The organism is Salinivirga sp. (assembly GCF_055145285.1).
The window spans coordinates 68,595-85,441 of record NZ_JBSRDC010000019.1 but is presented as its reverse complement, the minus strand read 5'-3'; the positions used below and the strand labels follow the sequence as shown (position 1 = coordinate 85,441).

General features: G+C 38.2%; 17 protein-coding genes. 6 read left to right on the top strand and 11 right to left on the bottom strand.

Translation table 11 applies throughout. The features are described from left to right. Positions 1-40 precede the first annotated feature (40 nt). Positions 41-937: a DUF6089 family protein gene (locus ACTB0Y_RS03680; protein ID WP_463205443.1), complete on the bottom strand. Its 897-nt coding sequence runs from the start codon at positions 935-937 to the stop codon at positions 41-43. 126 nt (positions 938-1,063) lie between these two features. Beyond that, a complete protein-coding gene (locus tag ACTB0Y_RS03675) occupies positions 1,064-1,942 on the bottom strand; it encodes an NAD kinase (protein ID WP_463205442.1) in 879 nt (292 codons plus the stop codon). Between the two features lie 205 nt (positions 1,943-2,147). Between ACTB0Y_RS03675 and guaA the strand changes: the two genes are divergently transcribed. Continuing rightward, complete coding sequence (guaA, locus tag ACTB0Y_RS03670) at positions 2,148-3,677, top strand: glutamine-hydrolyzing GMP synthase (protein ID WP_463205459.1); 1,530 nt, start codon at positions 2,148-2,150, stop codon at positions 3,675-3,677. A 16-nt stretch (positions 3,678-3,693) separates the two neighbouring features. On the opposite strand, the gene ACTB0Y_RS03665 is transcribed toward guaA, so the two are convergent. Beyond that, complete coding sequence (locus ACTB0Y_RS03665; protein WP_463205441.1) at positions 3,694-4,080, bottom strand: RNA-binding S4 domain-containing protein; 387 nt, start codon at positions 4,078-4,080, stop codon at positions 3,694-3,696. Positions 4,081-4,221: 141 nt separating this feature from the next. On the opposite strand from ACTB0Y_RS03665, the gene ACTB0Y_RS03660 reads away from it, so the two are divergent. Then, on the top strand, positions 4,222-6,675 hold the full coding sequence (locus ACTB0Y_RS03660; protein ID WP_463205440.1) for a CAP domain-containing protein: 2,454 nt from the start codon (positions 4,222-4,224) through the stop codon (positions 6,673-6,675). A 9-nt stretch (positions 6,676-6,684) separates the two neighbouring features. On the opposite strand, the gene pth is transcribed toward ACTB0Y_RS03660, so the two are convergent. The 6 genes from pth to ACTB0Y_RS03630 all read right to left on the bottom strand — a co-directional run bounded on the left by pth (position 6,685) and on the right by ACTB0Y_RS03630 (position 11,657). Continuing rightward, on the bottom strand, positions 6,685-7,248 hold the full coding sequence (gene pth, locus ACTB0Y_RS03655; protein ID WP_463205439.1) for an aminoacyl-tRNA hydrolase: 564 nt from the start codon (positions 7,246-7,248) through the stop codon (positions 6,685-6,687). A gap of 15 nt (positions 7,249-7,263) precedes the next feature. Further along, complete coding sequence (locus ACTB0Y_RS03650) at positions 7,264-7,923, bottom strand: 50S ribosomal protein L25 (RefSeq protein ID WP_463205438.1); 660 nt, start codon at positions 7,921-7,923, stop codon at positions 7,264-7,266. 98 nt (positions 7,924-8,021) lie between these two features. Continuing rightward, on the bottom strand, positions 8,022-8,960 hold the full coding sequence (locus ACTB0Y_RS03645) for a ribose-phosphate diphosphokinase (RefSeq protein ID WP_463205437.1): 939 nt from the start codon (positions 8,958-8,960) through the stop codon (positions 8,022-8,024). A 263-nt stretch (positions 8,961-9,223) separates the two neighbouring features. Next, positions 9,224-9,838 (bottom strand): ribosome biogenesis GTP-binding protein YihA/YsxC, encoded by a 615-nt coding sequence (gene yihA, locus ACTB0Y_RS03640; RefSeq protein ID WP_463205436.1) that lies wholly within the window; start codon positions 9,836-9,838, stop codon positions 9,224-9,226. Between the two features lie 3 nt (positions 9,839-9,841). Beyond that, positions 9,842-10,714 (bottom strand): hypothetical protein, encoded by an 873-nt coding sequence (locus ACTB0Y_RS03635; protein WP_463205435.1) that lies wholly within the window; start codon positions 10,712-10,714, stop codon positions 9,842-9,844. Continuing rightward, positions 10,656-11,657 (bottom strand): type I phosphomannose isomerase catalytic subunit, encoded by a 1,002-nt coding sequence (locus ACTB0Y_RS03630; RefSeq protein ID WP_463205434.1) that lies wholly within the window; start codon positions 11,655-11,657, stop codon positions 10,656-10,658. The genes ACTB0Y_RS03635 and ACTB0Y_RS03630 overlap by 59 nt, the downstream gene beginning before the upstream one ends. 165 nt (positions 11,658-11,822) lie before the next feature. Between ACTB0Y_RS03630 and udk the strand changes: the two genes are divergently transcribed. Together udk and ACTB0Y_RS03620 are read left to right on the top strand one after the other, a co-directional pair. Beyond that, positions 11,823-12,428, top strand: coding sequence for a uridine kinase (gene udk, locus ACTB0Y_RS03625; protein WP_463205433.1), 606 nt, complete (start codon positions 11,823-11,825; stop codon positions 12,426-12,428). Positions 12,429-12,437: 9 nt separating this feature from the next. Continuing rightward, positions 12,438-13,163, top strand: coding sequence for a 3'-5' exonuclease (locus tag ACTB0Y_RS03620; RefSeq protein WP_463205432.1), 726 nt, complete (start codon positions 12,438-12,440; stop codon positions 13,161-13,163). Here ACTB0Y_RS03620 and ACTB0Y_RS03615 read toward each other — a convergent pair. Further along, positions 13,160-13,954, bottom strand: a complete 795-nt coding sequence (locus ACTB0Y_RS03615; RefSeq protein WP_463205431.1) for an alpha/beta fold hydrolase — start codon at positions 13,952-13,954, stop codon at positions 13,160-13,162. The two genes, ACTB0Y_RS03620 and ACTB0Y_RS03615, sit on opposite strands and share 4 nt — an antisense overlap. A 27-nt stretch (positions 13,955-13,981) precedes the next feature. After that, positions 13,982-14,707: a pyridoxine 5'-phosphate synthase gene (locus ACTB0Y_RS03610; protein ID WP_463205430.1), complete on the bottom strand. Its 726-nt coding sequence runs from the start codon at positions 14,705-14,707 to the stop codon at positions 13,982-13,984. A gap of 66 nt (positions 14,708-14,773) precedes the next feature. Here ACTB0Y_RS03610 and ACTB0Y_RS03605 point away from each other — a divergent pair, with 66 nt between their 5' ends. After that, positions 14,774-15,439, top strand: coding sequence for a CBS domain-containing protein (locus tag ACTB0Y_RS03605; protein ID WP_463205429.1), 666 nt, complete (start codon positions 14,774-14,776; stop codon positions 15,437-15,439). Beyond that, positions 15,439-16,776: a POTRA domain-containing protein gene (locus tag ACTB0Y_RS03600; RefSeq protein ID WP_463205428.1), complete on the top strand. Its 1,338-nt coding sequence runs from the start codon at positions 15,439-15,441 to the stop codon at positions 16,774-16,776. The genes ACTB0Y_RS03605 and ACTB0Y_RS03600 overlap by 1 nt, the downstream gene beginning before the upstream one ends. The last annotated feature ends 71 nt before the right edge of the window (positions 16,777-16,847 follow it).

Sequence of the window (16,847 nt, the reverse complement as noted above, 5' to 3'; positions counted from 1 at the left end):
TTTTTGCATTTTGTTCTTACTTTTAACTAACAAATATAGATTAAAATTTTGGCATTCCATTACGACCAGTGCGTAATTTATAGGTTACGTTAATAACCATAAACATATAATAATCGTTGTATTTGGGGTTTCCTCTGATATCATTAGGGCCAACAGTAGGATAATCGTCAGTACTTGGATCCTGCAGGTATTGTTCTACGGGGTCATTAAAAAATGCCGGATCTACATATGTTGTACTTACATCGTCAATATAGTCGGTAAAGGTTATACGCCCTCCGTACTCCAAACCTATACTAATCTTCTGTGTTATAGGGTATTTAACACCAAACCCCAAGGGTATGGAAACCTGTAAACGGTTATATTTCTCGCGAGTCGCAATTTTGCCCTGCCCCTCAGTACCTATAGGTTGTAAGTTATACCATTTCCCATCTTGTGCCTTTGCCTGGGGATTAAACCAAAATAAATTAACACCCGTAAAAACATACGTATTAAGATTCAGATCAGCTAACGAAAAGCCTCCACGTCTTCTGGATCTCCGATAGCGACTAATTCTTTCTTTGATGATGGAATATTCGACCTGCGCGCCTAATTCTATTATTGGCGACCTGAAATGCAAGTTTCTATTGTAGCGATCCTCATTTTCAGATTCTTTATCATCTCCACTCAGATATCCAAAAGTTAATGCTCCTTTAACAGCAAGGGGTTCAAGAATCTTAAAACGCATACCAACAGATATGAGTGGCCTTGTTGATGAGAAATCGAAATCCTGCCAAAACTGACCGCCTGATTTTTCGCTACCCCCTAATTCTCCGAGAAAGTTTGTTGCCCCAAGTCCCCCATACAACTCGTAACGAGTACGTTTCCATCTCAAACTTTGTGCTGAAATTAGATTAGGCAGGAGGAGGGCTAATATGCCGATTACAACTATTTTTTTCATTCCATCGATTTTTAGAAAGCTGTATTTTTCCAGTTGGTAAAAATATACATATTTAAGAATCTATCAAAAGCTTAGAGCAATTTTAGACATATTTTACTGAACTACAATGATATTTTGATTAAACTACTAATTCCTTTTATCAATTCCCCACATGAGTTTATTCCTTATTGTACTAAAATAGGAATGCCCTTCAATCTTAATGATCTTTATAAAAAATGGTGCTTTTTTTACAGAAAACTTCATTGTTTTATTAAAGAAGTATGTTCGTGCATCAAGCGAAGCCACATGAGTTTCTGTACGGCTTTCTACATGAAAGGTTATTTTATGGTCGGCATTAACTACTAACGGCCTAACCGTTAAGTTATGAGAAGCAATCGGACTTATTATAAAATTATTTGTTTCCGGAACAACTATTGGTCCCCCAACAGACATGGAATAAGCTGTTGATCCGGTGGGTGTGGAAATAATAAGTCCATCGGCCCAATAAGTATTTAAAAACTCCCCATTGACCCATGTATGAATTTTTATTAATGTGGCCTGATCGTTTTTACGAATAGTGAAATCATTTAATGCAAATGGAAAATCACAATCGAAAGCCTCAGAAGTTTCCAGGGTAATAAGTGAGCGATTTTCTATTGTAAATTTTTGATTAAATACATCATTAAGGGCCTCAATAATGTTTTTCGGTGCAATATCGGCCAAAAAGCCGAGTCGACCACTATTAATTCCTAAAATCGGGATATTTCTGTTTCGTATAAAAGTGACTGTTTCAAGGAATGTGCCGTCGCCACCAATGCTTATCATCATATTTAATTCCGGATTCATATTGTCATAATGGTCAAATTCTGAAACATTATTCATATCGAAGCCGGCTTGCCTTAACTGGCTGGCAAATGCAGAATGGATGTGCAGTTTTGCAGATCGTTCATCAAAAAAATCCAATATTTCCTTCATTTTAGGAAAAAACTCCTTTTGAATTGACCTGCTATAAATTCCAATTTCCATTAATTTCTCTAATTAAAGGGGATCATTAAAGCAACGAATATAAAGAATATTTTCGGCTGAATATCAATAAAATCATACGATTTTGAAGCTTTTATGTTTGCGGTACCATTTAAGGTTGATTTTTAATCTATTGTTGAATTTATCAGAATGCCTGAATAGACAAAAAAATTATGTAAGTTTGCGGCAAATTTGAACAAAAATGGTACTGGAAGAAAAAATACTAATTCTTGATTTTGGGTCACAATACACACAGCTAATAGCAAGACGTGTAAGGGAACTAAACGTATATTGCGAAATTCACCCATACAATAAAATACCAAAGCTTGACACAAGTATAAAAGGAGTTATTCTTTCAGGAAGTCCTTTTTCTGTTCGTGACAAAGATGCTCCAGTACCTGATTTATCGGAAATAAAAGGTAAACTTCCTATGCTGGGGGTTTGTTACGGGGCGCAGTACCTTGCTCATGAAGCAGGAGGTGACGTGAGTCCATCAAAACACCGTGAATATGGCCGTGCCAATCTGACTTCTATCGATCAGGAATCGCCGCTTTTTAAAGGATTAACTTTGAATACACAAGTGTGGATGTCGCATGGCGATACAATAATTGATATGCCCAATTCTTTTAAAACCATTGCCAGCACACATGACGTCAAAAATGGGGCATTTCAAATAGGAGATCAAAATACATTTGGAATACAATTTCACCCCGAAGTCTATCATACAACAGAAGGCAAGACACTACTTGAAAACTTCGTAAAAAACATATGTGGCGTGTCAGGAAACTGGACAGCCGCTTCATTTGCAGAAGCTGCAATAGAGGAATTAAAAAACACTATTGGCAACGAAAAAGTGGTACTGGGTTTATCCGGAGGCGTAGACAGCAGTGTAGCAGCGGTATTACTTGACCAGGCCATCGGAAAACAATTGAATTGCATTTTTGTCAACAACGGACTGTTACGTAAAAATGAATTCGATGAAGTGCTCGCATCATACAAAGATATGGGTTTGAATGTAAAAGGTGTAGATGCCAGCGACAAGTTCCTTGATCAGCTTGAAGGTGTAAGCGACCCGGAGCAGAAAAGGAAAATAATAGGTCGTGTTTTTATTGAAGTGTTTGATGAAGAAGCCACCAAAATAAAAGATGTAAAATGGCTTGCCCAGGGTACCATCTATCCTGACGTAATTGAATCGGTATCAGTGAATGGTCCATCGGCTACCATTAAATCGCACCACAATGTTGGTGGATTGCCTGAAAGCATGAATCTGAAAATTATTGAACCATTGAAACTTCTTTTTAAAGATGAGGTTCGTAAAGTAGGAAAAACCCTGAATATATCACAGCAATTAATCGGACGGCATCCTTTCCCCGGCCCGGGATTATCAATTCGGATTTTGGGAGAAATTACCAGAGAAAAGGTACGGATTTTACAGGAGGTTGATTCTATTTATATTGGCCACATGCGTGAGGAAGGGCTTTATGATAAGGTTTGGCAGGCAGGTGCCATTCTTTTACCCATTCAATCGGTAGGTGTAATGGGGGACGAAAGAACCTATGAACAGGTGGTAGCGCTACGAGCCGTGACATCAACAGATGGTATGACTGCCGACTGGGTACATCTTCCATACGACTTCCTCAGCAAAGTCTCAAGCAAAATCATCAATAATGTTAAAGGGGTAAACCGTGTGGTGTATGATATCAGTTCAAAACCACCGGCAACAATCGAATGGGAATAATCCAGGTTATTAGCAATTATTTCTTGCCTTTAAAATCATCCAGTTCTCTGCGTTCTTTCTTGGTTGGCCGACCTTCGCCTCGTTGTCGGTAGCCATCTATATTGAAACGCATCATATCGAGTTTGGCAAGTTCTTCTTCCGGTGTAAGATCCTCCATATAATCTTTTACAAGTTTAGCTCCCATCCTTTTTTCGGCAAGTGCCAATACTTTGTATGTATGAATCAGGGGTGGTTTCTTAACATCAATAATTGTACCTACATTAACTGTTTTTCCTGGCTTTACAACATCACCATCGATAAGCACTTTCGATTTTTTACAGGCTTCAGCTGCCTGACTTCTGGTTTTAAAAACTCTTACAGCCCAAAGCCATTTATCAACTCTTACTGCGTCGGATTCACTCATAAAAAGATAATTTTCAACAAATGTAATAATCATATACAAAAAGTGAATTCTATTCGTTCTCAAATTCGGGAAAACGGGCAGAATTGTATGGATTTGTTTTAAAATTAATTATTAGTTTTGTAGCACTTTGATTTATAGTATATGCGGACGATTGTTGCTTTATTAAGCTTTCTTTTCATAGGACCTATTTTAACTTATAGCCAGACCAGTGAAAACTACATGGTGGGCAACAAAGTTTTAAATGCTACACAGGCAATTGACCCCAATTCCTTTCAAGAAACCTTTATAGAAAAACTGGTTTTTCTTCGTATCAATAAAGTGCGCACAGAACGTGGTTTTGATGCCTATCAGCAATCAGAAATTTTGGAAAAAGCTGCTAAGTTGCAGGCCAATTACATGGTAAAAATTGACGATCGTACCCACGAAAACGACAATAAAAATCTTGAAACCACATCAGAGAGGCTAAAACATTTCGGAGGCTCCGGACGAGGTATTGAACTTATTGAACAAGAATCGATTAAAAAACGTGGAATTTATTATACCTATAAGCAACTTGCTGACAACATTGCATTTGAATGGTTCAATTCAAGCCGAGATTCAAAGTATCTTTATTCAGACCAATACACCTTGATGGGATTAGGTATTTCACTGGGAAAAAAGAAAAGGCGCGTTTATATTTCGTTGCTCCTCGGAAATTTTCTTTCTAATAACGCAGGAGCTAAGCAAATAAAAACGCTAGCAATAGATGTTACACAACCAGCATTCTTTTTCTGGAACAGACTTGATCAATACGATGACCGGGCGTGCAGGCGCATTAACAGGTTGGAAAACCTGAGTTTGCTGCAATCGGCATTGACCATCAATGATGAAAATGAAATATATCTGGATTTTGACAATGCTCGTCCGCTAAAAAAATTTTTAAGAGAAAGAAAAGATGGCCTGGCCATTGACATTATCATCAAAGACCAGTATTTATGCGGTAGCCCCAACAAAGTTGACTATAGCTTAGTAAATCGTGGACTGAGACTTGACCCTGTATATAGTAATGCCTTTTGGCGTAAAAACGAAGTTGAAGGTAAATATGTGAGAACGGTTAAAGTACCTCTCGGAAAGCTGCCAGAAGAAGTGGCCAATAAGGATTACGAATTCAACCTGTTGCTCATACAGGACAATCATGTGTGCAAGAGTATTCCGGCATCATTTCTATCAGATTGCGAAGGTAAGTATGAACAACCTCTAAAAGTACTGGCCGACACTATAACAATAAATTCAAAATTCAACTATCATCCGGTAGCAGACAGTACAAAACTTAGTTTCAGGATTCCTTTCGAAAAGAAAAAACACACCTACCGCACCGAAGATATTGAGCCCTTTCTAAAGCTTTTGAACGAACCGGATTTTCTTATTTATGAACTTAAAATTTCGGCCTACTCTTCTATTGAAGGTATGAAAAAAGAAAATACCATGCTCCAAAAAAGACGGGCTCAAAGCATTGTAAATGCATTACGAGAAAGGCAAAAAGACAGCATCATTTCTGAAATAAAAACAAAACCGGCCTGGGAACAGTTCCTAAAAGATATACAGTCGACCCAACACAATGTACTTGCTTCAATGAGTATGCAGGAGGCACAGGAATACATTAGAAAATACAATTTGTCGAAAAAGCTGGAACCTATACTCAAAAAACACAGGTATGCCCAAATAGACATGAAGGTAACCTATGATATCTCGGGGCCGAAAGAGCAGGAATATGTACTTAGTAAATTCAATAAGGCAATAAAAAAAAGAGATTTGCCGCTTGCGCTTTCCATACAAAAGTACATTATGAAGAAAGTCATCGATGGACAATATCCAATGTCAGCAGTTTATAATCAGGAGATTCCCGAAAAACAAAAATTTGCCGGGTTACTCATGAACAAACTCTGGCTTCAGATGAAGGGCACAAATACAAGTGCAAGAGAACATAAAGAGCGTATCGCTGAATTACACAAACTGGACAGGTACAATGAGTACATTGCTTTCAATCATGCATTGTGCAGGGTGAAATATGAGCCAGTAAAAGGCGAAAGACAAATTCAGGATATACAGAACGATATTGATCGGTTTTACTACAAATCTTTTACAAAAGAAACTGTAGACAACCTCAACATGCGTTTTCAGTTTAAGGTGATTAATGCAGCCGATTCACTCAGTGAAGACCGGGATGATATTATTGAGAATCGCTTAGAAAAGATTAAAGAGATTGTAGATATTACAGAAGAAAGCATAGAGAATTCGCTCAGATTGGCGGAGCTTTTTATTCAAAATAAAGATTATACGTTTGCTTTGAAAATGCTTGATGCTTTTGTAGAGTCGCCAGCAGCTCCTGAAAACATGGTCTTTACCTACCTCTCGCTGTGTAGCCGTTTTGAAAATATGATGCTAAGCCGCAAATTTGCCAGGGTAATGCAAAAAGCCTATCAGATAAACCCTGCCCGTTTTTGCATGCTTTTCGATGGCAATCATTTTTCTTACCGGGTATTTGAGAACCCCTACATTAAAAAGTTTTATTGCGAAGAATGTGGCGATCCGAAAATATCCAATAACGGTGAATAAAGTATTCGATTATTTATTGTTGAACTGGTTCATGGCACGTTGTATCCCTACTGTACCAAAAGCTTTTATGGCTTCCATGCAAGTATCAATCCTTTCTGGGAGTAGCTTTTTCTCCCGGGCACTCCATTTGCCCAGTACATAATCGATCTGGTGCCCATGATGAAACTCATCACCTATTCCAAAACGCAGCCGTGCATATTTATTGGTCCCAATAAGTTCATTGATGTTCTTTAACCCATTGTGACCGCCGTCTGAACCTTTGGACCGAAGTCTTATTGTCCCGAAATTAAGTGCAAGGTCATCAGTTAATACGAGAAGATTTTCAACAGTAAGCTTTTCTTTTTGCAGCCAATAGTTTACGGCTTTTCCACTTAAATTAACATAAGTAGAAGGTTTAATAAGAATAAACTGGCGTCCTTTGAATTTAACATCTGCACGGTCGCCATAACGTGCAGGCGTAAAAGCAATATTGGACGCTTCGGCAAAAGCGTCCAATATTTGAAAACCTATATTGTGGCGTGTACCTCTGTACTCTGCGCCAATATTTCCTAAACCTACAATCAGGTACTTCACGGTTGAATGTAGTTTTTATTCTTCGCTGGATCCTTCTGTATCTCCTTCTCCTCCAGCCTCTTCTCCTTCGGCCTCTTCTCCTTCTTCAGCTTCTACTTCAGGTTCTTCAATAGTCATAGCGGCAGCAGCGGCACGACCAGAGATTACAGCTACAACCTGGTTATCGTGACGATCGAGGAATGTAAGGTTATCGCGTTTTAAATCACCTACCTTGAATCCGTCGTTCACCTTAAGTTTAGAAATATCTATTTCGATATTCTCAGGTATGTCTTTTAACAATCCCTGAACTCTAAGGTAACGTTTACGCAAACGCAGTTTACCACCACCTTGTACAACACCGGGTGCTGTTCCTACAAATTTAACAGGAAGCTTAACAGCAAATGGTTCTGCTTCGGTGATATTAAGGAAGTCGACGTGCAAAATATCGTCCGTTACAGGATGGAATTGCAGATCCTGCATGATTGCATCATACTTTTTTCCGTCGATGTCCAGCTGGATACGATATACATTATCTGTATATACGAGATCTTTAAACTCATTTTTATGAGCATAAAAATGCACGATCTCACCTGCTCCATACATTACACAGGGTACCATTTCCTGCTTACGCAGTTTAACAGTTTCCTTTTTCCCTGTTTTCTCTCTCTTCTTTGTTTTTAATTCAAATACTTTCATTTTTAAACGTTTTTGTGTTACTCAAACCTGCGATCAAAGGGTAACAGTTTCCCATCACACTTTAAACGTCATTTTTTCAGGGCGCAAAGATATAAAAATTATACAATAAAATTGCCACTTATGGATTCTCTGTGATAAACTTTTTTTATGGTATCGGCAAAAATGTTGGATACAGACAATACCGTAATCTTATCGCATTTTTCGCGAAGCGGAATTGTATTACTTACAATTACTTCTTTAATAGGTGATTTCTCAATTCGCTCTATTGCCGGGCCTGACAATACCGGATGTGTAGCTACCACGCGCACGCTGTTTGCTCCTTTTTCCATCATTATTTCTGATGCTTTGGTTATGGTACCTGCTGTATCAATCATATCATCCACAACTACCACATCGCGGTCTTTCACCGGACCTATTACAGTCAATTGACCTACCACATTAGCTTTCTCTCTCGATTTATGACTTACCAGCATGGGGGTTTCCAAAAACCTGGCATAAGCATTTGCACGTTTTGTACCGCCCATATCCGGTGAGCCAATCACCGGGTTTTTCAGTTTCAGGGATTTAATATAAGGTACAAATAAAGATGAAGCGTATAGATGATCAACGGGGATATTAAAAAAGCCTTGAATCTGGTCGGCATGCAAATCCATTGTCATTACACGGTCAACACCCAATGAGTGTAATGTATCTGCAACCACTTTAGAACCTATACTCACTCGGGGTTTGTCTTTACGATCCTGTCTGGCAAAACCAAAATATGGCATCACAGCAATAATCTTATATGCTGATGCGCGTTTTGCAGCATCAATCATCATCATAAGTTCAACCAGATTGTCGTTGGGTTGAAAAGTAGACTGAATTATGAATACATGGGCGCCTCGCACAGATTCCTCAAAGGAAGGCTGAAATTCACCATCACTGAATTTCTGTAAGGTATACTTACCTAATCTAGTGCCATAAGCACGTGCTATCTCTTCGGCCAGGTAGGTTGATTTTTCTCCTGCAAAAATCTTTATGGGTGATTCAATTGACATTTTGTATGGGTTTTGGGAATTTTTATGCAAAGGTAAAGATTTAATTGTACCGTTAAATTCAAATATGAATTTTAAATTATTTCTTTATTTCGGGTCTACTGAAAAAGTCTTAGGCGATTTAGTAATTAGTGCTTACCCGAAAAGTCCAATTTATTCGCATTCATAATAATCTAAAATTTGCTCATGAGCTAAAGATTCTGCGCTGCGCCGTCGGCAAGCCTTTGGCGGCCGATGGTTACGCCCTTTCTTGATTATCATGGCGGTTACTGTCTTTCAGCAGTCCCTAATTCTTTATTAACCTGTTCTATATAATCAAGCAACTCTTCGCGGCCCTGATTTTTCAATACTGACGTTACGAAAATTTCAGGTAATACTTCCCAGGTTTTTAATAACTCCCTCTTGTATTGTTCAATATTGAGGTTTAACTCATGCTGCCTGGGTTTATCTGATTTTGTAAATATTAGTGCTATTGGAATACCAACTTCACCAGCCCACTGAATAAATTCCAGATCGCTTTTAATGGGTTTGTGCCTGCTGTCAATCAGGATAAATAACATTGTCAGCTCTTTTCGGTTAAGCACATATGATTGAATAATTTTTTTTAACCGGGCCCTGAGTTTTTTTGATCGCCTGGCAAAACCATAACCCGGCAAATCAACCAGATACCATTGATCATTGATCAAAAAATGATTAATAAGCATGGTTTTACCAGGGTTTTCAGAAATCTTCGCCAGACCTTTTCGATTGGTAAGCATATTTATCAAACTGGATTTACCCACATTTGAACGACCAATAAATGCGTATTCGGGTTTATCATGATCCGGACATTTGCGGTAATCCTCGTTACTAATTATAAACTGAGACTGTATTATTTCCATATTTCAAAAGTTATAATCCGGATTATCTGGTGAAAACTCCATGGGCGAAAATACAATATTATTTTTGAACCAAAGGTACCTATATCGTTCAAATACACCATTATGGTCGTACACAACTATTGACTGAATAAACCGGGCAACAGGATTTATGATAATTTCTATTTTTCTTGCATAGGAAGAAGGGATCTTAACCAAATCACCTTCATTTAATTCCGATGAGACCGATAAATCATCGTTAAGTAACACGATAGAGTAAAAGTTTACATGATGCATTTTGGCAAAATCGTGTATCGTGATGGATTTCTCTATACCAACCTGTTCTATTTGGTAATGTGTGTTAAGGTAGGTAATCTTTTTGTATGATCGATTATCGATTGTTGTATCCTTACAATTTATTGTGCATCTATCGGGTTTGCATTTTTCAAACATATAAAAAAGTTGTTCCAATGTATAGAGCGGGTCGGCTTCAAACACACTGTGATGCTGTCTCCGCAAAATATAAGGCGAATATGGGGATAAATGCAAATTGGTATATGGAAAGCCGGCCGGGTTTATCAAGGCTTTCTTACTATTCACGGTCTCGTCAAAAAGCAGTTCTATTTGATTTCGTTCAAATTGCCGGTAATAAATTTTTAATGGATTTCGCTGAAATTTGAATAATGCCACCTGATGATAATCTTTGCCCTGCATACGGGCCACTAACTCTGCCTTAAACTCCATTCCATTGCTTTTACTTAAGACACTGTCCAGTGCTTCCAGCAAATCAACAGCCTGCGGATCAATTCTTTGGGCCCGGGTTTTCCCAACCCAATAAAAGCTATTCAGAAACAGAAACAGGATCAGGAATATATATTTCCAATAATTCGACAGATTCATCCGGAATGAGATTTATAGATTCAAAAACAGCCGGAATTAAAACAGTTTCGCCCTTTTTTATAAACTCCGTTTTTCCTGGCCTGTATTCAATAACAGCAGTTCCTTCGACACACATATAAGCCACAAATGAGTCTACAAGATTATATTCCGCATTATATGGTTCTGTGAGGGTTAGTTTTTTCACAATGAAATGTGGTGCATCCACTATTGTTGCGGGTCGGTTGGTGGCAGAGCTGAAGTGCGATTTATAATCATCGAGAACTTCAAAATCTAATGCTTCCAAGGCTTCCTGAACATGTAATTCACGAAGTTTACCATCAGTATCTTTCCGGTCCCAATCGTATACCCGATAAGTAACATCCGAAGCTTGTTGTATTTCGGCAAAAAGCACACCCGGCCCTGTTGCATGAATTCTACCGGCAGGGATGTAAAACACATCTCCTTTCTCAACAAATTCCTTGTTCAGTACTTCTTCAACTGTTTTTTGTTCAATATTATTCCGGAAAGCTACCGTTGTGAGTTTTTGGTTAAAACCTGCATACAAGAATGCATTTTCCGCGGCATCAACCACATACCATACCTCAGACTTGCCGTTAATACCATATTTATCCATAGCCATCTCATCATCGGGATGTACCTGAACGGAGAGCAGATCCTGGGCATCGATAAATTTTAACAGTAACGGAAACCTTGTCCCAAAACGCTCAAAAACAGATTCCCCGACAAGGTCGCTCATGTATACTTCAATAATTTCTGAAAGACTATTACCGGCAAGAAATCCGTTTTCCACTATCGATTCGCTATTTTCAAGTGGCGATATTTCCCAACTCTCACCTGTATTTTCAGATGTGTTAGTTTTCTTTAAAACTTTTTTCAGGCGATTGCCTCCCCAGATTTTCTGCTTATAAATTGGTGTAAATTTCAATGGGTATAATGCACTCATAGACCACTATAATTTTAGGATTGGTGAAGATATAAAAAACAGGAAAATAAGAATCAATCAATTGTAAAAACATTATATAACAAACTACCAATCTTGCAATTTTATATGCTCAGCCTAAAAATTGCTTTTCATAACGGAAGGATTTTTTTAACTTTAAGCCCAAAAATGATTATAGGCATTGCTGGCGGAACAGGATCTGGTAAAACAACAGTTGTTCGAAAAATTATTGAATCCATACCAGATAAGATGGTAAGTATACTATCGCAAGACTCTTACTACAAAGACAATAGTCACCTTCCCATGGAAGAACGCATGGAAATTAATTTTGACCATCCCAACTCATTGGAATTTGATTTACTTATAAAACACCTCAAGGAACTTCAGGAAAACAAAACCATTCACGAACCTATTTACTCATACGTAACATGCACTCGCAGCGATGAATACACAGAAGTAGAGCCCAAAAAAGTAATCATTGTAGAAGGTATACTTGTACTGACAAACCCGGAACTAAGGGACCTTTTTGATATTAAAGTTTTTGTACACGCCGATGCAGATGAACGGCTTATGAGAGTAATTAGCCGTGATATGGAAGAAAGAGGTCGTTCCGTTGCAAAGACGCTGGAGCGATACAACAAATCAGTTAAACCTATGCATGTGCAATTTATAGAACCCTCGAAATCTTATGCTGATATTATTGTCCCGCAGGGCGGTAAAAACAAAGTAGCCATTGATATTCTGACACAAATTATAAAAATGAACATCCAATAATTTTGTAGCATGCAAGAAAAAAGGCTTTACGACATAAAACTTAGCGATATACTGTTTCTTGATATTGAAACCGTACCCCTAAGATCTGCTTACGAAGAATTAAGTGAGACCGAAAAGGAGTTATGGAACAAAAAGGCTACAAAAATAGCCAAAACAGACGAAGATAATCCGGAAAACCTATATTCACGTGCAGGTATCTATGCTGAATTTGGTAAAATTGTGTGCGTTTCTTGCGGTGTTGCTGCGTTTGATCAACGTATCAGAATAAAATCATTTGCTTCCGACGATGAAAAAAAGCTTTTGGAAGGCTTTGCACAAATGCTGAACAAAAGTTTTGCAGACCCGTCAAAAATTATGTGTGCCCACAACGGCAAAGAATTTGACTTCCCGTATATTGCGCGCCGTATGCTTGTGAATGGTATTTTTTTACCAAACATACTTCAGATTGCCGGTAAAAAACCATGGGAAGTACCACACCTTGACACGCTGGAACTATGGAAATTTGGTGATTATAAAAACTATACCTCCCTGGCAGTGCTTACCCATTTATTTGATATTCCCACACCCAAAGACGACATCGACGGAGGCGATGTACACCGTATATACTGGGATGAAAAAGATTTGGACCGCATTGTAACCTATTGCCAGAAAGATGTAATTGCAACAATGCAATTATTTCGTCGGTACAGAAACGAACCGCTCTTTACCGAAGACCAAATTGAGTACGCTGATTAGTCCAGAAATTCTTTCACGACCTGCATAAAAGCATCAGGCTTTTCAGCATGTAACCAATGGCCGGTTCCTTTTATGGTTTCTACCTCCGAGTAAGGAAAGATAGCCCGGATTAAAGGCAGAACATCATCATCGATATAGCCGCTTTTTTCACCTCTTATAAACAAAACCGGAAAAGCTGTTAAAGGGCTGGTCATTTCGGGATCGATGCCCTCCAGAATATTATCCAGACTGGCCCATAAGGCTTCAAGGTTGAGCTGCCAGTAAAAAGACTTATCATCAGCCTTTCTTTGCAAATTTTTCAATAAAAACTTTCGGATTCTTTCTTGCGGAATATATTCAGCCAATTGTTCTTCAGCTTCTGTTCTGTTGTTTAGTTGCGACAAATTAAGTGACTGAAGGCCCTTAAAAATTTCTTTATGGTAAAGGGTTTTAGCATCCTCCATACTGTCATAAGCCTTAGGAGACATGTCAACTACAATCAAAGCGCTCACACGCTCGGGATGTGCAAGGGCAAAAAACATTGCTGTTTTACCGCCCATACTGTGCCCCAATATTACAGCTCGTTCTATTTGATGTTCATCCATATATTGCAGCAAATCACCTTCCATGGCTGTGTAATTGTGCTCATCGGAATGTGGCGAATTACCATGGTTTCGCTGATCAACAATGTGAACCTCATACTGTTCAGATAATTCTTTACCGTGCGACAACCAATTGTCTGATGAACCGTAAAGACCATGCAAAATGATAAAAGGATGTCCGTTACCTATAATTTGACTATTCAACTTCATAAACAACTTTTTCTATATGGTATAATACTAATGACTGGCATTTTGTATTTTACGCAAATACATCTGTATCACATTCTCCAAGCCAAAATACAATGCATCGCTAATTAAAGCATGCCCAATTGAAACCTCATGCAATGGCTGTACCTGCTTTACAAAATACTCCAGATTGTCGAGATTCAAATCATGGCCGGCATTGACCTCCAGCCCAATTTCTCCTGCCAGTTTTGCAGCTTCTGCAAAAGGAGCAACTGCCTCTGCGGGATTCTTAACAAAATCCGAAGCATAAGGTTCCGTATAAAGCTCAACACGATTGGTACCTGTTTCTTTTGCATGCCGAATAAGCTCCAGATCAGTTTCAATAAATATGGAAGTTCTTATTCCAGCAGCCTGAAACCTTGCAATCACATCTTTTAAGAATTCTTTATGCTTAATAGTATCCCATCCGGCATTGCTTGTTAAGGCATCAGGCGGATCAGGAACAAGGGTAACCTGATCGGGCTTAATCTCAGTAACTAACCTTATAAACTCTTCTGAAGGATATCCTTCTATATTGAATTCTGTAACTATTTCGGGCTTAATATCGCGCACATCCTGGTAACGGATATGTCGCTCATCAGGCCTTGGATGCACAGTAATACCTTCAGCACCATAACGCTGACAATTGATTGCTGCAAGCCTGACATCTGGCATATTCCCGCCACGTGCATTTCGAATAGTGGCTATTTTATTTATATTTACGCTAAGTCTCGTCATAAAATATTTTTTTTTGCACAGGATTTGTTTACATTGGGACTACAAATGTAACGTTTTTTAATCATTATGGTTGCTGAACAAATAATGTCTGATGTAGTTCCTGCACTCAAACCAAAGGACTACTGTAATACTGCCCTCAGTTGGATGGAAGTCTTTAAGCTTTCGCATTTACCTGTGGTGCATAATCAGACTTTTCGTGGACTTATTTCAGATACCATGATATACGATGCCAATGCATTTGACGTTCCGGTTGATTCGCTGAAAAAAAACTATATCAATGCTCTTGTAGAGCCACACCAGCATATTCTGGAAATAATAAACATGTTTCATAAATTTCAGCTCACGGCTCTGCCAGTAGTAAAAAACGAAAAAAATTTTAAAGGCCTCATCACACTGCCAACACTTATTGAAAGCATTTCAGAACTGTTTGCTACAGATTCACCCGGCAGCATTATTATTTTAGAAATGCATGCCAACGACTATTCTTTAAGCCAAATTGCACAAATTGTAGAAAGTAATGAAGCCAGAGTTTTAGCCTGCTATGTTTCCAACATCCCCGACTCCATGAGGATGCGTGTAACAGTAAAAGTCAATAAAGAAGATCTGACATCCATACTACGAACATTTGACCGTTATGAGTATGAGGTAAGCGCCTCTTACTCAGAAGAAGACAAGATGGATGATGTAATTAAAGACCGTTTCGATTCATTCATGCAGTATTTGGATTTCTGATGCGTTTGCTCTTAATTTTGTTCATATGCTTTCATACTACTTTTATACTGTTTGGTCAAAAACAGGACACAACCTTCATTAACAGAATTATTTTCCAGGGCAATGAAAAAACACATAGAAAAGTTCTGCTAAGAGAATTACCATTTAAAGCAGGCGATACGGTATTAAAATTAGAACACAAATTAGCCCTTACAAAAAATAATCTCATCAACACCAGGCTATTCCATTATGTGAAAATAGACCACATACGCCACAAAAAAATGATCAATGTAATAGTTGAAGTACAGGAAAGGTGGTACCTCTGGCCCATCCCAATTTTTGAATATGCCGATTACAATCTGGCCAGTTGGGTAAGAAGAAAAGAAATAGATTACCTTAATTACGGTCTCATAATCGAAGAAAGAAACTTCAGAGGCCGCAACGAAAAACTAAAACTCAAAGTACGTTTGGGTATAAGAGAACAATACGGCATCAATTACTCATTTCCGCGTATATTAAATCATCCTGATATTGGCGGTTATTTCGACATATCATATTTCAGACAAAAAGAAATTCGTCAATCAATCATTGACCAACAATATACTTATTTAAATGAGGATCAATACATTTTTCACGAAGGTCGTGCGATAGCGGGTATAAGATGGCGTCCGGGTTTTAATTATAGCCATCTTTTTTATGGTGGTTTAAGGCAATATCAGTATCACGAAAATATCGATACACTATTCAATGAGCCATCGCCAGAAAAGTTAGAATATCTCAGCATTGGCTATTCATTCCAATTTTTCAAAGGCGACTACATTGTTTATCCACTGGATGGAAACAAATTAGCGTTTACGGCTGAATATGGAACAGGTACAAACAACTATTTTTATACGGATGTAGCCTACAGCTCCCACTACCCTGTTCACCCAAAATTCACTTTGTCGTATGGGTTCAATGGTTATGCTTCTTTTACAAACCAATATCCGTACTTCCTGTTTACGGGACCCGGAAAAACCTGGTATATAAGAGGTTTTGAGGATTATGCCTACAATAAAGATTTACTTATACTTAACCGATTACAGTTAAAGTACACGTTTTTAAAAAGAAAGTCTTTCCATTTCGACTGGATTCCAACTGAGAAATTCAATTCACCATACTTATCAATCTTTTTCAACGCATTTATTGAAGCAGGCTATGGAACAAATTTCAATGCTGACCCAGAGGAAATAACGCCCATTAGTATAGGTTCAGGGATTGATTTTCTGACTTACTATGATTGGATTGGTAGAATAGAAGTAACTGTGAACAATAATGAGGAAACCTTTTTCAACATTCACTGGGGTTATATTTTTTAATATATAGTCTTTACAAGAAAACGCTAAAATACTGCGTTACGCTCACCTTTGAAAGCTTTGTATCTGACGCT

Bases quoted from the DNA above. Each gene is read 5' to 3' on its own strand.
- ACTB0Y_RS03635 (WP_463205435.1), bottom strand. From the start codon at position 10,714: ATGAATCTGTCGAATTATTGGAAATATATATTCCTGATCCTGTTTCTG.
- udk (WP_463205433.1), top strand. From the start codon at position 11,823: ATGATTATAGGCATTGCTGGCGGAACAGGATCTGGTAAAACAACAGTT.
- ACTB0Y_RS03605 (WP_463205429.1), top strand. From the start codon at position 14,774: ATGGTTGCTGAACAAATAATGTCTGATGTAGTTCCTGCACTCAAACCA.
- ACTB0Y_RS03620 (WP_463205432.1), top strand. From the start codon at position 12,438: ATGCAAGAAAAAAGGCTTTACGACATAAAACTTAGCGATATACTGTTT.
- ACTB0Y_RS03650 (WP_463205438.1), bottom strand. From the start codon at position 7,923: ATGAAAGTATTTGAATTAAAAACAAAGAAGAGAGAGAAAACAGGGAAA.
- yihA (WP_463205436.1), bottom strand. From the start codon at position 9,838: ATGGAAATAATACAGTCTCAGTTTATAATTAGTAACGAGGATTACCGC.
- ACTB0Y_RS03660 (WP_463205440.1), top strand. From the start codon at position 4,222: ATGCGGACGATTGTTGCTTTATTAAGCTTTCTTTTCATAGGACCTATT.
- ACTB0Y_RS03630 (WP_463205434.1), bottom strand. From the start codon at position 11,657: ATGAGTGCATTATACCCATTGAAATTTACACCAATTTATAAGCAGAAA.
- ACTB0Y_RS03615 (WP_463205431.1), bottom strand. From the start codon at position 13,954: ATGAAGTTGAATAGTCAAATTATAGGTAACGGACATCCTTTTATCATT.
- ACTB0Y_RS03645 (WP_463205437.1), bottom strand. From the start codon at position 8,960: ATGTCAATTGAATCACCCATAAAGATTTTTGCAGGAGAAAAATCAACC.
- ACTB0Y_RS03600 (WP_463205428.1), top strand. From the start codon at position 15,439: ATGCGTTTGCTCTTAATTTTGTTCATATGCTTTCATACTACTTTTATA.
- ACTB0Y_RS03675 (WP_463205442.1), bottom strand. From the start codon at position 1,942: ATGGAAATTGGAATTTATAGCAGGTCAATTCAAAAGGAGTTTTTTCCT.
- ACTB0Y_RS03680 (WP_463205443.1), bottom strand. From the start codon at position 937: ATGAAAAAAATAGTTGTAATCGGCATATTAGCCCTCCTCCTGCCTAAT.
- ACTB0Y_RS03610 (WP_463205430.1), bottom strand. From the start codon at position 14,707: ATGACGAGACTTAGCGTAAATATAAATAAAATAGCCACTATTCGAAAT.
- ACTB0Y_RS03665 (WP_463205441.1), bottom strand. From the start codon at position 4,080: ATGAGTGAATCCGACGCAGTAAGAGTTGATAAATGGCTTTGGGCTGTA.